At 46.9% G+C, this 16,448-nt stretch carries 11 protein-coding genes and 1 pseudogene; 11 read left to right on the top strand and 1 reads right to left on the bottom strand.

Annotated elements, in window-relative coordinates; genetic code table 11:
- Position 1: 1 nt before the first annotated feature.
- The 4 genes from yaaA to AAE250_RS15285 all read left to right on the top strand — a co-directional run bounded on the left by yaaA (position 2) and on the right by AAE250_RS15285 (position 5,938).
- On the top strand, positions 2-772 hold the full coding sequence (gene yaaA / locus AAE250_RS15300) for a peroxide stress protein YaaA (RefSeq protein ID WP_294598451.1): 771 nt from the start codon (positions 2-4) through the stop codon (positions 770-772).
- 474 nt (positions 773-1,246) lie between these two features.
- The gene (locus AAE250_RS15295; RefSeq protein WP_294598449.1) at positions 1,247-2,083 is read left to right on the top strand and encodes an ROK family protein; all 837 of its coding nucleotides are present in this window, start codon (positions 1,247-1,249) and stop codon (positions 2,081-2,083) included.
- Between the two features lie 40 nt (positions 2,084-2,123).
- Entirely contained in the window at positions 2,124-4,757 is a 2,634-nt protein-coding gene (locus AAE250_RS15290; RefSeq protein ID WP_294598446.1) for a glycoside hydrolase family 2 protein, read from the top strand.
- A gap of 20 nt (positions 4,758-4,777) precedes the next feature.
- Positions 4,778-5,938, top strand: coding sequence for an AraC family transcriptional regulator (locus AAE250_RS15285; protein ID WP_294598443.1), 1,161 nt, complete (start codon positions 4,778-4,780; stop codon positions 5,936-5,938).
- Positions 5,939-5,941: 3 nt separating this feature from the next.
- Here AAE250_RS15285 and AAE250_RS15280 read toward each other — a convergent pair whose 3' ends face one another.
- A complete protein-coding gene (locus tag AAE250_RS15280; RefSeq protein WP_294598440.1) occupies positions 5,942-6,376 on the bottom strand; it encodes an acyl-CoA thioesterase in 435 nt (144 codons plus the stop codon).
- A 78-nt stretch (positions 6,377-6,454) separates the two neighbouring features.
- Here AAE250_RS15280 and AAE250_RS15275 point away from each other — a divergent pair, with 78 nt between their 5' ends.
- The 7 genes and pseudogenes from AAE250_RS15275 (at position 6,455) to AAE250_RS15250 (ending at position 16,443) form a co-directional block, all read left to right on the top strand.
- Positions 6,455-7,018 carry an L-threonylcarbamoyladenylate synthase gene (locus AAE250_RS15275; protein ID WP_294598437.1) on the top strand — a complete coding sequence of 188 codons (564 nt, stop codon included), beginning with the start codon at positions 6,455-6,457 and terminating at the stop codon, positions 7,016-7,018.
- Between the two features lie 8 nt (positions 7,019-7,026).
- The gene (locus AAE250_RS15270; RefSeq protein ID WP_294598434.1) at positions 7,027-8,817 is read left to right on the top strand and encodes a chloride channel protein; all 1,791 of its coding nucleotides are present in this window, start codon (positions 7,027-7,029) and stop codon (positions 8,815-8,817) included.
- A gap of 6 nt (positions 8,818-8,823) precedes the next feature.
- On the top strand, positions 8,824-9,795 hold the full coding sequence (gene fmt, locus AAE250_RS15265; protein ID WP_294598431.1) for a methionyl-tRNA formyltransferase: 972 nt from the start codon (positions 8,824-8,826) through the stop codon (positions 9,793-9,795).
- A 300-nt stretch (positions 9,796-10,095) separates the two neighbouring features.
- Positions 10,096-13,849: pseudogene (locus AAE250_RS15260) on the top strand (CusA/CzcA family heavy metal efflux RND transporter); the annotation flags it as partial.
- An 8-nt stretch (positions 13,850-13,857) separates the two neighbouring features.
- Complete coding sequence (locus AAE250_RS23650) at positions 13,858-14,424, top strand: TolC family protein (protein WP_446715765.1); 567 nt, start codon at positions 13,858-13,860, stop codon at positions 14,422-14,424.
- A gap of 14 nt (positions 14,425-14,438) precedes the next feature.
- Entirely contained in the window at positions 14,439-15,338 is a 900-nt protein-coding gene (locus AAE250_RS15255; RefSeq protein ID WP_294598426.1) for an efflux RND transporter periplasmic adaptor subunit, read from the top strand.
- Between the two features lie 31 nt (positions 15,339-15,369).
- The gene (locus AAE250_RS15250; protein ID WP_294598423.1) at positions 15,370-16,443 is read left to right on the top strand and encodes a sensor histidine kinase; all 1,074 of its coding nucleotides are present in this window, start codon (positions 15,370-15,372) and stop codon (positions 16,441-16,443) included.
- Positions 16,444-16,448 lie beyond the last annotated feature (5 nt).

Genomic DNA, 16,448 nt, shown 5'->3' with positions numbered 1-16,448 from the left:
TATGCTTACTTTTATCTCTTGCGCCAAGACGATGGCATCGCGCAGTTCCGTAGCCGTACCCGAAGTAACGATCCCGAAGTTTGAGAGGGAGGCTGTGGAGAACGCACTCGAAATGTCGCAGTACCCGGCACCGGAGTTGGAAAAACTCCTGCGTGTGAATGCGAAGATTGCTGCTGAGAACCGTTTGCGCTACCACGATTTCTGTTCGGCAGACAATCGTCCGATGCCTGCCATTTGCGCCTATACGGGTGCCGTCTTTAAACGTATTCTTCCGAAGGACTTCACAGTGGACGATTTCTATTACGCGCAAGAGCATCTGCGTATCACTTCATTTCTTTACGGTCTGCTTCGCCCGCTGGATGGCATCAAGCCTTACCGCCTTGAAGGGGATGTACGCCTGCCGGAGAAGGGAGGAGTCTCCATGTTCGATTATTGGAAGCCTTTGCTGACCGATTATTTCATCTCGGAAATCAAGAAGCAGGGAGGCGTACTCGTCAATCTGGCAAGCGGCGAAATGAAGGACCTGTTCGATTGGAAGCGGGTGGAGCAGGAAGTACGCGTCATCACTCCCGAATTCCAGGTGTGGAAAGGCGGGCAGTTGAAAACAATCGTTATATATGCCAAGATGTGCCGCGGAGAAATGGCACGCTTCATCATTAAGCACCGCATCGAACACCCCGAAGATTTGAAGGCTTTCTCGTGGGAGGGGTTTGAACTGGATGCGGAGAAATGTTCGGAAAATCACTTGCAGTTTACTCTTCTAAACCCTTAGTCTCCTGGAGATCGTGTGAAAGGTATATGCATATTGTACCATGAACGTAATTATTTACAATGAGAAGGGAGAAAAATTCAGTCGTTATTTGAGGGTACCTCAGTCGTATACTTAGGGTATCTCTGTCGTATACTTAGGGTGCCTCAGTCGTATACTGAGATACCCTCAATTCATCATGTTGGTAATCAGGTGATTATAAACCTGCATTTTGAAGCTTTCAGAATTAATTTATTCGTACAAACAAGCTTATCTCCTGGTCATACAAGAAATTAATCTTTTATTTGCGCAAAGTGAGGATTCTAATGCGCAAAAAGAGCGTAAAATTTGTAAATGAACGCATACTTTTGCCATTACGAAAGACGTCTGACGAAAAAATAATAACTTTAACACGAAGGAATAAAGGTGGGCAAAGAGAATCCCCCCCCCTCTAAATGTCTCTTTGCCTGCTTAGTTCCTATTATAAACAAAGGAGAAATGAAAATAGGTGTCGATTTAGGTGGAACCAATATGCGGGTTGCCCTGGTAAAGAATGGAGTAATTGTAAAGAAAGAGATTATCCGGTGTCCTTCCAAAGGTACCGAGCAGGAAGTGTTACTCTGTCTGGAGAGTTTGATTGACCGTATGATGTGTGCGGAAGTAGAAGGCATAGGTGTCGGCGTACCTTCGGTGGTGGATGCTAAGGAGGGTATTGTATATAATGTGACAAATATACCTTCGTGGACGGAAGTGCCGCTGAAGAAGCTGCTGGAAAAGCGTTTCTCTGTTCCCGCATACATCAATAATGATTCTAATTGCTTTGCTTTAGGTGTCAAACTGTTTGGTGAAGGGCAAGGATATCGCGATATGGTTGGTATGACTATCGGCACCGGTGTAGGAACGGGTATTATTATTAACGGTGAATTGTATTGTGGACGAAATACCGGTGCGGGTGAAGTGGGAGAGCTTCCTTATCTCTCTTCCAACTTCGAGCATTATTGCAGTAGCGGCTTCTTTGTCCGATATCATAATATGACGGGAAAGGAGGCTGCGGAGAAGGCTGCTTCGGGCGATGCGGATGCTTTGGCTATTTGGGATGAATTCGGTTCCCACTTGGGTGAGTTGATGAAAGCGGTTCTCTTTACGTATGATCCGGAAGCTATCGTGATAGGCGGGGGAATTGCATCGGCTTTCAGTTTTTATGAGCCTTCCATGCGCAGGGCGATGCAAAGTTTTCCTTATGCAGAAACAGTAAGGCGGGTGAAGATCCTTGTGACCCGGGTAGAGGATGTGGCTTTGTTGGGAGCTTCGGCTTTAGTTCGTGATTTGAATTAGATAATAGATTAAGTAAGAATAGAAATAAACGTTTTTAGTTATGAAAAGTAACCTGATAAAATCGTTGGCTTTGTGCGGCTGTTTTGTAGCTGCTGCGACTTCTTGCCAGAACCGTGATTTGTTGGCAGACGATCTTTTGCTTTCCGATGGGTGGAGCGTACAGTCCTCTGCCAAGACAGCCTTGTCGGGCGAACAGTTGTCTGTACCTCAGGCGGAAATAGAAGGTTGGTATGATGCGGTAGTACCTTCTACCGTAATGGGAACATTGACCCGGAACGGATTGTATAAGGATGCGTTGGAGGGTATGAATTATAAGGATATCGACAAGTCGCTGTTTGATACGACCTGGTGGTACCGGAAAGAGTTTGAATTGCCGCAACCGGCCAAAGGGCAACATGTATCGTTGATGTTCGATGGCATAAGCTATGCTGCCAATATCTGGCTGAACGGAAAGCAGATAGCAAACCGTGATTCTTTTTATGGAACCTTCCGCCGTCATAAACTCGACATCACGGATGTGGTCGGTGAAAAGAATGTATTGGCAGTCGAGGTATTCCGTGCCCGGCCCGGAGAACCGAACATCGGTTTTGTGGACTGGAATCCGCGTCCGGTGGATGAGAGCATGGGTATCTTCCGTGAAGTACGCGTCTTGACAAGCGGTGAAGTGGAAATGGCGGATGCTGCCGTACACTCCAAAGTCAATACAGAAACTTTGGATGAGGCTTGGCTGACGGTAGAAGCCCGATTGACAAACAACTCAGGGGAGGCCGTGACAGGACAATTGAAAGGTGTATTGGAAGGCCAAACGTTCAGCATTCCGGTATCACTTGCTGCCGGAGAAGCCAAAGTGGTGAAAGTGACTTCGGAAGAAGCTGGTTTGCTACATCTGAAGAATCCCCGGCTGTGGTGGTGCCAGAATATGGGCAAACCGGAAATGTACAGCATGGATCTGGCTTTTGAAGTCAATGGCAAAGTGTCGGATAAAGAAACGGTGGACTTCGGTGTGCGTGAGGTAAAGGATTACCTTACGGAAGAAGGCGCCCGTGGCTTCTTGCTGAACGGCAAGAAGGTGCTGGTGAGAAGTGCCGGTTGGACGGATGATATTTTTCTGCGCGATACTCCCGAGAGTAATGAAACTCAGGTGAAGTATGTACGTGATATGAATTTGAATTCCATCCGTTTTGAGAATATCTGGGGTACTTCACAGAATGTATACGACCTTTGCGACCGTTACGGACTGTTGGTATTGGTAGGTTGGAGCTGCCATTGGGAATGGGACAATTATCTTGGTTCGCCGTGCGATGAATATGGTGGTATAAAGACGGAGCACGATATGGACTTGATAACCCGTTCGCTGAACGACCAGGTGTTGTGGTTGCGCAATCATCCCAGCATCATCGCATGGTTTGTAGGTAGTGACATGATGCCGCGTCCTGAATTGGAGAAACGTTATAAAGCATGCTTGGAACAGATAGACAATCGCCCGTATATCACTGCTGCCAAAGAAATGACCAGTGAGATAAGCGGCCCCAGCGGTATGAAGATGGCCGGTCCTTACGAATACGTAGCACCCAATTATTGGTATGCCAAGGAAGCCCCCGGCGGCGCTTTCGGTTTTAATACGGAGACGGGTATCGGTGCACAACTTCCCGTCATCGAGTCCATTCGTAAGATGATACCGGCGGATAAACTTTGGCCGCTGAATGAGGAATGGGATTATCATTGTACGGCTTCCTCCACGGATATGAATACCCTGCGTGTACTTACGGAGAATATTACATCCCATTACGGAGAAGCAAAAGATCTGGACGATTATCTCCGGAAAGCCGATTTGCTGAATTATGAGGGCACACGTGCCATGTTTGAAGCCTTCCGTGTCAACATTCCCCGTGCTACGGGCATTGTGCAATGGATGCTTAATTCTGCGTGGCCGTCATTGTACTGGCAGTTGTATGACCACTATTTAGTGCCTACTTCCGCTTATTATTCGGTGAAGAAAGGCAATGCAACTCAGCAGTTGATTTACGACTATGGCAAGAAAGCCGTCTTTGCTGTGAACGAAGGATTGGATGCACGGCAGGTGAAAGGCAAAATGATGCTTTATGACCTGAACGGCAAGTTACTGACAGAGAAAGAAGTGGATTTGCAGGTTCCTCCTTATGAAGTGGTAAAGGCTTTTGATATTCCTACACCGGCTGACAATGCTTTCCTGATGCTGCAATTGTCTGACGGACAAGGCACCCGTCTGGCAGATAATTTCTACTGCTTGTCTGCTACCGATGATGTGTACGATTGGGCAAAGTCGAGCTGGTATCAGTCTCCGATCAAGAAACCGGCTGATTTTACGAAACTGGCTTCTATGCCGCAGGCTGATTGCACGGTGGAGACCTTGACGAAGCAAGACAGTGACGGCACATTGGTAGAAGTAAAGTTGACGAATGCTTCTTCCGCTTTGGCATTCTTCCTCCGTTTGTCATTGATGGATAGTCAGGGTGAATTACTCAAGCCGGTATTTTGGGAGGACAATTATCTTTCTCTCGCTCCCGGGGAGACAAGAACCGTGCAATGTCTTATCCCTCAATCGGTAGACTTTGCATCTCCCGTTACCTTGACTGTTTCCGGCTGGAACTTGGCGAAGAAATATCTGGAGCTTGATTTGCAAAAGAAGAAATAAGTGGCTAACTTGCACTCTGTATGGTTAGATTGATACTATTGACTGATTTTACAGAAGCATTTGCCCATAATTTATTAAGGGGCATTCTGGAGTATTCCAAAGGTCGCGAGCCTTGGGTGGTATGCCGGATGCCCCCTTCTTATAAGCAGTCTTACGGTATTCCCGGTGTATTGGAATGGGCTAAGAAGTGGCAGGCCGATGCCATTATAGCCCAATTCAATGATAATGATGAAGTGGAATTGTTCCGGGAAAATGGTATCGTTGCACTGGCTCAGGATTTCCAATCCCGCTTTTCCGTTATTCCTAACATCACGAGTAGATACGAATTGACCGGGCAGATGGCTGCCGACTTCTTCTTGCAGAAAGGTTTCCGGAATTTTGCTTTCTATGGTTATAAGGATGTGGTTTGGTCCGAGGAACGCTATATGGGGTTCCGCAACCGGATTATGGAGAAAGGATTGGGTGATAATTTCTTTGAATATAAGAATCAACCCCTGGAAAATCTTTGGTATTATGAATCAGAGCCTTTGGCCGATTGGATAAAGTCGTTGCCCCACCCGGTTGCATTGATGGCTTGTGATGATACGCGGGGAAACAAGATTATGGAGATGTGCCAGGTGTTAGGCATCAATATCCCGGAAGAAATTGCCGTATTGGGAGTGGACAATGACGAGATTATCTGTAACTTGTCCGAACCTCCCCTGTCCAGCGTAAGCCTGAACATCGTGAAAGGAGGATATGAAGCAGCCCGGCTGATCGACAGATTGATTCATAACGAAGCTACTTCTTGTGAGGATGTCATCATACAACCCATAACTATTGTAAACAGACTGTCTACCGATATTTATGCCACTGATAACCCTGCTATATTGGCAGCACTAAAATATATCCACCAGAACTTGGCGAATAAGATCAATGTGGAAGATATTGTAAAACAAGTCCCCCTATCCAGGCGTTTGTTGGAGATTCGTTTCAGGCAAGTGACGGGGCAATCTATTTACCAATATATATCCGATCTGCGGATGGAGCGTTTTTCCCAGTTGCTGCTGGCAAGTACCGAACCGATTGCAGATCTTGCCATGCAGGTAGGGCTTGCCGATTCCAAAAATCTGGCACGCCAGTTCAAACTGTGGAAAGGCTGTACCCCCGTTGAATACCGCAAACGGAACAAAGTCAGTTAAGACTTACTTCTTCTTTCTCAAATCCCGTCCCTCATATTTACAGATAGCCTCAATCCATTCCTCTTCCAGCGGCTTGGACTCATGTTTGTCAAGGTCGAAGGTTACCATGACGGAGGTACAGATGCACTTTACTTCTTGTGTCTCTGTATCAATGACACGTTGCACCAGATGAAAACTCTTGGTGCCGATTTCTGTTACGGCAGTCTGTACGGCAATGTGGTCGGAACCATAGATTTGTGCAAGGAAGTCTGCTTCGATGTGAACAACGACGATGCCGTCTTTTTCCCAATCGACGTGCGGGCATACGGAAGCAAAGTATTCGGTCTTTCCCAGATCGTAAAAAGAGAAATAGACCGTGTTGTTTACATGGCCGAATTTATCAACATCATTGAAGCGTAGTTGTATAGGCAGGGTGTGGTTAAATTGAATTTCTTCCATTGTTTTCTCTTAAACTTTGTTTATTTCGCTGCAAAAATACTATTTTTGCACGTTAATCACTGATTTATGCATCAAGAAATGATAGAAGATATTAAAAAAGCCTGCCAGGTGATGGCTGAAGGCGGGATTATTCTATACCCTACCGATACAATCTGGGGCATAGGCTGTGACGCTACCAACGAAGAAGCGGTGCGCCGTGTGTACGAAATCAAGCAACGCTCTGACAGTAAGGCGATGCTGGTGTTGGTGGACTCTTCCGTAAAGGTGGATTTCTATGTGCAGGATGTGCCGGAGGTAGCTTGGGATTTGATTGAACTGGCGGACAAGCCTCTCACCATTATTTATTCCGGAGCACGCAATCTGGCTCCCAACCTGATAGCCGAAGACGGCAGCGTGGGCATCCGGGTGACGAATGAGGAATTCTCAAAACGCCTTTGCCAGCAGTTCCGTAAGGCGATAGTCTCTACTTCCGCCAATATCAGCGGACAACCTTCGCCAGGCAATTTCAGTGAAATAAGTGAGGAGATAAAGTCAGCAGTCGACTATATTGTAGGAGTACGTCAAGAGGAAATGGGACGTCCGAAACCGTCCAGTATCATCAAACTGGATAAAGGCGGAGTGATTAAGATTATCCGCGAATAAAAAGAAAGATGGCAGGAGAAAAGAGAAGTTTATTACAGCGCTTTATTATATGGCGCGAACAAAAGATTAAGGAAAAGCAGTTCATTCTGATACTCAGCTTTTTGGTCGGTATCTTTACGGCGTTTGCAGCATTGATACTGAAGGCCATCATACACTGGATTCAGAATTTCCTGACGGAAAACTTTAATTCTACGGAGGCCAACTACCTCTATTTGGTTTATCCGGTAGTAGGTATCTTCCTGACAGGATTATTTGTTCGCTACATAGTGAAGGACGATATCAGTCATGGAGTTACCAAGATTTTGTATGCCATATCCCGGAGGCAGGGACGCATCAAGCGCCATAATACTTGGTCGTCTATCCTGGCCAGTTCTATCACGATCGGCTTCGGTGGATCAGTAGGAGCGGAGGCACCTATTGTTTTGACCGGTTCGGCTATTGGTTCCAATCTGGGAAGCATCTTCAAGATGGAACACCGTACGCTGATGCTGTTGGTGGGGTGTGGTGCTGCCGGTGCCGTGGCAGGTATCTTTAAGGCGCCGATTGCGGGATTGGTATTTACGCTGGAAGTCTTGATGATAGATTTGACCATGTCTTCCCTGCTACCCCTGTTGATATCTGCCGTAACGGCGGCTACGGTCTCTTATATTGTGACAGGGACGGAAGCCATGTTTAAATTCCATCTGGATCAAGCTTTTGAGCTGGAGCGTATTCCGTATGTCATTATGCTCGGCATTCTTTGCGGACTGGTTTCGCTGTATTTTACCCGTGCCATGTATTCGGTAGAGGGCGTTTTCGGTAAACTGAAGACACCATACAAAAAGCTGATACTGGGAGGAACCATGCTGAGTATTCTTATCTTCCTCTTTCCGCCGCTCTATGGTGAAGGATATGACACGATAGAATTGCTGCTGAACGGAGTAAGCAATGCTCAATGGGACACGGTGATGAACAACTCCTTCTTTTATGGACATGGAGATATGCTGTTGATTTACCTGGTGCTGATAGTCCTTTTTAAAGTCTTTGCTTCGAGTGCGACGAATGGCGGCGGTGGTTGTGGTGGTATATTTGCACCTTCCTTGTATTTGGGGTGTATTGCCGGCTTTATTTTCTCGCATTTCAGCAATGAATTTGAGATGACAGCTTTCCTGCCTGAGAAGAACTTTGCTTTGATGGGGATGGCGGGTGTTATGAGTGGCGTTATGCATGCTCCATTGACGGGTGTCTTCCTGATAGCCGAGTTGACGGGAGGTTACGATCTCTTCCTGCCGTTGATGATTGTTTCCGTAAGTTCATACCTTACTATTATTATGTTCGAACCGCATAGTATCTACTCCATGCGTTTAGCAAAGAAGGGTGAACTATTGACACATCACAAGGATAGGGCTGTACTAACCTTGATGAAAGTAGAAAATGTAGTAGAGCAGGACTTTGTAGTGGTACATCCCGAAATGGATTTAGGTGAATTGGTCAAAGCAATTTCTGCTTCACACCGTAATATATTTCCGGTGACAGATAAGGCTGGGGTATTGATTGGCATTGTCTTATTGGACGATATCCGGAACATAATGTTCCGTCAGGAGTTATATCATCGTTTTACGGTAGGCAAGTTGATGACTTCCGCTCCCGCACGTCTGTACGATACGGACAGTATGGAACAGGTGATGCGTACTTTCGATGATACAAAGGCCTGGAACCTGCCGGTAGTGGATGCAGATGGCAAATACCTCGGCTTCGTTTCCAAATCAAAGATATTTAATTCGTACCGACAAGTGCTGGTACATTTTTCAGAAGACTAAAATGGTATGGTGAAGAAAGAAGATTTAAGAATTGTGTATATGGGTACTCCCGACTTTGCGGTGGAGGCTCTCCGTTGTTTGGTGGAAGGTGGCTATAATGTGGTAGGTGTCATTACGATGCCGGACAAGCCTGCCGGGCGAGGACATAAACTTCAGTTCTCTCCGGTGAAGCAGTATGCACTGGAACATGGTCTTCCGCTTCTTCAACCGGAGAAGTTGAAGGATGAGGCTTTCGTAGAGGCACTGCGGGCATGGAAAGCCGATCTGCAGATTGTTGTAGCATTCCGTATGCTGCCGGAGGTGGTATGGAACATGCCCCGCTTAGGCACTTTCAATCTGCATGCTTCTTTGCTGCCGCAGTATCGCGGTGCTGCCCCCATCAACTGGGCGGTAATCAATGGCGATACGGAGACAGGCATCACTACCTTTTTCCTGAAGCATGAGATTGATACGGGTGAAGTTATCCAGCAAGTACGCATACCTATTGCCGATACGGACGATGTGGGGGTGGTGCACGATAAGTTGATGATGCTTGGCGGGCGTTTGGTAGTAGAAACAGTAGATGCTATCTTGGACGGTACGGTAAAAAGTATTCCTCAGGAAGAGATGGCTGCGCCCGGTGAATTGCGTCCGGCACCGAAGATCTTTAAAGAAACTTGCCGCATCGATTGGAATCAACCCGTGAAGCGTATTTATGACTTTGTGCGCGGACTGTCGCCTTATCCGGCTGCGTGGACAGAGCTGGTTCAGCCTGACGGAACGACGGTGGTTATGAAGATTTTTGAGACAGAAAAGATATTGAAACCTCATCAATTGTCTCCCGGTACTTTACTGACGGATGGCAAGACTTATATTCGTATTGCCGCTACGGATGGTTTTGTAGGTGTACATGCCTTGCAATTGCCCGGTAAGAAGCGGTTGAAAACGGATGAACTGCTGCGTGGCTTCCGGTTGACGGAAGGGTTCAAGATAAGATAAACTCCCCTTTATAGTAACAATTCTCTGTTCGCGCCTTGCGAATACATATTCAAGCCTTGTGAATATCCGTTCGCAAGGCTTGAATATATATTCGCGAGTTCTGGATGGAGCTCTATCTATAGTCTTTGTACTTTTTATCCATATTCAGAATACTTTTTATCTATATTCAGCGCTTCTTTTATATATATTCAGTACTCTCTTTTTCCGCTTCATTCCTTATTTATTCCACTTCACTGACTTTTCTCCGCAACTAATTGCTTGCTGAGCTACTTTTGCATTATCATTTAAAACCCGATAAAAATGTTTAATGCAATAGTACGTTTCTCTGTCAGAAAGAAGTTGTTCGTCGGATTGACAACACTCTTCCTCCTTATCGGAGGTATTTATGCAATGCTCACATTGCCTATTGATGCAGTGCCGGATATTACCAATAATCAGGTACAGATTGTAACCGTCTCGCCTACCTTGGCACCACAGGAAGTGGAACAACTGATAACTTTCCCTATCGAAGTTGCCATGAGCAATATCATGAATGTGGAAGAGATCCGTTCGGTCAGCCGTTTCGGTTTGTCTTTGGTTACGGTTGTTTTCAAGGAAAGTGTTCCTACCTTGCAGGCACGCCAGCTCATTAACGAACAGATACAAACGGTGGCAGGGGAGATCCCTACGGAATTGGGTACTCCCGAATTAATGCCCGTCACTACCGGATTGGGAGAAATCTATCAATATACGCTAACCGTAGCTCCGGGATATGAAGATAAGTACGATGCCATGGAACTGCGCACCATTCAGGACTGGATTGTAAAGCGGCAACTGTCCGGTATTCCCGGTATTGTGGAAATTAACAGCTTTGGCGGATACCTGAAGCAATATGAAGTGGCGGTCGATCCCGATGCACTGTACTCCCTTAATATTACCATCGGTGAAGTTTTCGAAGCTTTGAACCGTAATAATCAGAATACCGGAGGCAGCTATATAGAAAAGGTGAACCGTGCTTACTATATCCGTTCCGAAGGTATGATAAACAGCCTGAAAGACATTGAACGCATTGTGGTGACCAACCGTAATGGCATTCCTATTCATGTGAATGATGTAGCTACCGTCCGTTTCGGCAGTGCCAAGCGCTTCGGTGCCATGACGATGGATGGTGAAGGCGAGTGTGTGGGCGGCATCGCCATGATGCTGAAAGGCGCCAATGCCAACGTTGTGACGACAGAACTTGAGAAACGCGTTGAGAAGGTACAGAAGATGCTTCCCGAAGGTATTAGCATTGAACCTTATCTGAACCGTTCGGAATTGGTAAGCCGTAATATTTCCACCGTAGTCCGCAATCTGATAGAAGGCGCGGTGATTGTTTTCCTTGTCCTTATTGTTTTCTTGGGCAATGTGCGTGCCGGACTTATTGTAGCTTCCGTCATTCCTTTGGCAATGCTTTTTGCTTTTATTCTGATGCGTATTTTCGGGGTTTCTGCCAATCTGATGAGTTTGGGCGCTATTGACTTCGGTATTGTGGTGGATGGCTCTATCGTTATTCTGGAAGGAATCCTGGCACATATTTATGGCAAACAATTCCGTGGCCGCACGCTGACGTACGAGGAGATGAATACGGAGGTGGAGAAAGGAGCCGGCAATGTGGTGCGTTCCGCTACTTTTGCCGTCTTTATTATCCTGATTGTATTCTTCCCTATATTGACATTGACAGGCATTGAAGGCAAGTACTTCACTCCGATGGCGAAGACGTTGGTTTTCTGTATTATCGGTGCTTTATTGCTTTCCCTTACTTACGTCCCGATGATGGCTTCCCTTTTCTTGAAGCGTACCATTAAGAACAAGAAAGTGTTTGCCGATTACTTCTTTGAGAAACTGAACATCGGATATCATCGGGCACTGGAATGGTGCTTGCATCATGTGCGCACAACTGTTTCCGCCGCTTTTCTGGCATTGGCTTTCAGTTTGTTCCTGTTTACCAAACTGGGCGCAGAATTCATCCCCACGTTGGACGAAGGAGACTTTGCCATGCAAATGACGCTTCCCGCGGGAAGTTCGCTTACGGAAAGCATTGAAGTTTCCCGCCTGGCAGAAAAGACATTGAAAGAGAGTTTCCCCGAAATCAAGCATGTGGTGGCAAAGATTGGTACGGCCGAAGTACCCACTGACCCGATGGCCGTTGAAGATGCCGACGTGATGATTATTATGAAACCGTTTAAGGAATGGACCAGCGCTTCCAGTCGTGCCGAGATGGTGGAGAAGATGAAGAATGCTTTGGAACCCCTTGCCGAGCGTGCCGAGTTCAACTTCTCCCAGCCTATCCAGCTTCGTTTTAATGAATTGATGACCGGTGCCAAAGCCGATATTGCAGTAAAACTGTATGGTGAGGATATGGAAGAGTTATACTCCAAGGCGAAAGAGGTAGCAGGATATGTGGAAAAGATTCCTGGTGCTTCCGACGTCATTGTGGAGCAGGCCATGGGGTTGCCCCAATTGGTGGTACAGTATAACCGTGCCAAGATAGCCCGTTACGGAATTAATATCGAAGAACTCAATACGATTGTCCGCACGGCTTATGCCGGTGAGGCTGCCGGTGTGGTCTTTGAGAACGAACGGCGCTTTGACCTGGTGCTTCGACTGGATTATGATAAAGTGAAGGATCTGAATCTTGACAAACTGTTTGTCCGGACTACGGACGGCATACAGATTCCGGTCAGTGAGGTGGCTACGATTGATTTGGTAAACGGTCCGTTGCAGATAAACCGGGATGCTACCAAGCGGCGTATTGTCATCGGAGTAAACGTACGTGATGCGGATATACAGCAAGTGGTCAGTGAAATCCAGAATACGTTGGAAAAGAATATCAAGCTGAAGCCGGGTTATTACTTCTCGTATGGCGGACAGTTCGAGAATTTGCAGAATGCCATCGACACTCTGCTGATAGTGGTACCCGTGGCATTGTTGCTGATTTTATTGCTGCTCTTCTTTGCATTCAAGTCGGTTACTTACACGTTGGTGGTATTCAGTACGGTGCCCTTGTCCCTTATCGGAGGCATCCTGGCATTGTGGTTGCGCGGACTTCCTTTCAGTATCTCGGCGGGCGTAGGTTTTATAGCCTTGTTCGGAGTGGCGGTGCTCAATGGTATTTTGATGATTAACCATTTTAATGATAGTCGTGCAAGCACTCGATATCCAATGAGTACATCGCGCATCATCCGTGAAAGCTGTCCTCACTTGCTTCGGCCGGTATTCCTCACCGGGCTGGTTGCTTCGTTAGGCTTTGTGCCGATGGCTATTGCCACTTCTGCGGGAGCGGAGGTACAACGTCCGCTGGCAACGGTGGTGATTGGCGGTCTGATTGTCTCTACCGTGCTGACGTTATTGATTATCCCCGTATTTTATCACATAGTAAATTCTACTGTTATGTTGCGTCATAGTAAAATAATGAAATGGTTTGGTCTTGGTTTCTTCTTGTTGTTGATAGGCTCACCGATGTGTGCCGATGCTCAGGAAGCCCCTCGAACCATCAATCTGGAGCAAGCCATCGAGATGGCTATAAAGAATAATCCGCGTTTACGGATGGCCGAGACTGATATTAAACGTATCCGTGCTACTCGTGGCGAAGTCGTTGAACTCTCTTCTACCGAGTTTTCCTACTCTTGGGGGCAGCTTAACGGTACGGAGCGTAAGGACAAAGAAATGGCGGTGACCCAGCCTATCGGTTCCCTCTTGGCTCCATTTTATAAGAATGCTCTTGTCAACAAGCAGGTCAGCACCGGTACTTACTACAAACAGATGGTTGAGAAAGAAGTGAAAGCTGAAGTGAAACGTGCCTGGACCTACTATCTGTATGCCTGGAACCTCCGTGAAATGTATAAGGAACAAAGCAGTTGGGCCGACCGCGTACAAAAGGCCGGTGAGCTGCGCTACCAGCAAGGGGAGATCTCTCTTTTGGAGAAAAGCATGACCGCTACCATTGCTGCGGATATGCGCAACAAACTGTTCCAGGCAGAAGAGGAATTGAAGCTTGCCGCTTCCCGCTTGCAATGGACGTGTTATACGGACTATCCCGTTATGCCGGATGAAACGTCGATACAACTCTATCCGGTCAGTGCAGATACTTTGGCGCTTTCTTCGGCCCATCTGAACTACTTCCAAAGCCAGGTGGGTGAGAAGCAGGCGATGCTGAACATCGAACGCAGCCGCTTCTTCCCCGAGCTTTCGTTGGGCTATGTCCGCCAGAATATCCTTCCGGAGAAAGGGCTGGACTCCTGGATGGTAGGCGTATCATTCCCTGTTTGGTTCCTGCCGCAACGCAGTAAAATCCGTCAAGCCAAGTTTGAAAGGAATATAGCCCAAACACAGGCAGATGCCAATGTACGTGAGCTTAATAACAAAGTGACGGAACTTCGTGCCAGCATCCGCCGCTATGGAGAGAGCATCCGCTTCTACACCACGACTGCCCTTGCCGAGGCGGACAATCTGATAAAGACTGCCGACCTGCAATTCAGGGAAAGCGAAACGGATATCACCGAGTACGTGCAAAGCATGAATGCCGCCCGCGAGATAGAGAAAGGATATATCGAAGCTGTTTACCAATATAATGTAGCTGCTTTGGAATACGAATTGTACCACCAATAATACTTGTTTAAGATATGAAAAAGATAGTTCTCCCCATTGCAGTTCTGCTGTTAGCATCCTGCGATTCCTCGAATAAACAAACTGAAAATGCAACCGAAGCTCCATCTTCTGATACAGCGGTTGTAGCAACTGCCCTTCCCGATACAGTGCAGGTAGATGGCGTAACGTCCGCAACCGCCATTGCCAATCCGGCTTCTTTCAATGGCGTACTGGTTATTCCGCCTCAGAACTTTGCCACTGTAACGCTCAGTATGGGTGGAATAGTGAAAGAACTCTCCCTGTTGCCGGGTACATACGTCCGCAAGGGAACCTTGTTGGGCGTTTTAGAGAATCCCGATTTTATTGATTTGCAACAAGCCTATCTGGATAGCCGTGCGCAACTGGAATATCTGGAAGCAGAATATCAACGCCAGCAGAATTTGTCACGAGAAGAAGCGGCATCGCAGAAGAAACTACAACAGAGTAAGGCAGACTATCTCTCCATGAAGAGCCGTTTGCAAGCTGCCGCTGCACGGCTCCGTTTGTTGGGTGTTGAACCGGAGGCTCTGAATACGACCGGCATTCATCCATACATAGAAGTGAAAGCGCCCATCAATGGCTATATCAGCAATGTGCAGGCCAATTTGGGTAAATATCTGAACGTAGGTGAACCGCTTTGCGACCTTATAGACAAGAGCCAGACGATGGTACGTCTTACCGCTTATGAAAAGGATTTGGAAGGAATGACCGTCGGCAGCCGTGTACAGTTCCGTGTCAATGGTTTGGGGAAAGTTACTTTCCATGCAACCCTGGTGTCCATTGGCCAGCAGGTAGATGATGCCAACCGTTCCATCGAACTGTATGCAAAAGTCGCAGATGCAAGCCCTTTATTCCGTCCCGGTATGTATGTATCTGCCAGAATGGAAAAGGAATAAATAAGAATCATTATCTTTGCGCCGAATACAAATGATTTTACGAATGATAAAAACAGATAAGAAGTATATCCAGCTGACGGTACTTGTGTCGCTTGTCGTCGGTTTCCTGATACATTTCCCGGAACTGGTATCGCTAACGGATGCATTGGAGCAACAAATGTTGTTTCCCGGCATGTCTCCGGTGGATGTGCTGTTTGAAGTAGGCTATACTTTTCTTTCCCTTTTGATACTTTTCATTGTGAATACGTTGCTGTTCGGATTTAACAATCCGGCGGTGCGCATGTCCTGGTGGAAAGTGCTGCTGTCATTCATGCTCACCTGGTTGTTGAGCAGATTGCTTGGGGAGTTGTTTGTCTATCTGCACCGTAATTTCAATATTCCCGCCATAGATGCGATGGTGCATCACTATCTTCACCCGATACGCGACCTTATCATAAGCCTGATTGTGACAGGAACCTGCTATATCAGCTATTTGATACGCGAACGTCAGGAAGTATTGCTGCAAAATGGCAAACTGCATGCTGAAAACATCCAGAACCAGTATCAGGCATTGAAGAATCAGCTGAATCCGCACATGCTGTTCAATTCTCTCAATACGCTTCAGTCCCTGGTGCGCGAAAGCCCGGAGAAGGCGCAGGATTATATTCGCGAACTCTCCCGCGTTTTGCGCTATACGCTTCAGGAAAATGATACGCATACCGTTACGCTGAGGGAGGAAATGGACTTTGTGGATGCCTATATCTTCCTGATGAAGATGCGTTATGAGGACAATCTTCATTTTGAGATAAAGGTGGACGAGCACTTGATGGACTATCGCTTGCCCCCGCTTTCGGTACAAACCTTGGTGGAGAATGCCATCAAGCACAATGAAATCAGCAACCGGAACCCGCTTACGATTGAGATTAGAACGGTGGCGGCATCCGGAGGAGAGGATACACGGCTTTGCATTGACAATGACTTGCAGCTTCGCCGCACTGTTTCTTCGGGTACTGGGATCGGTTTGGCTAATCTTTCCAAACGTTATGAATTGCTGCTGGGCAAGGAGATACAGATTACCGAAGCAAACGGAAAATTCAGCGTTTGCGTTCCACTCGTTAAACCTTAAAGCTC

Origin of the sequence: Bacteroides sp. GD17 (genome assembly GCF_038448625.1) — a bacterium.
Lineage (GTDB): Bacteria > Bacteroidota > Bacteroidia > Bacteroidales > Bacteroidaceae > Bacteroides.
Note: the sequence above shows the minus strand (reverse complement) of the source record. Positions and strands in the feature narration are given on the sequence as shown.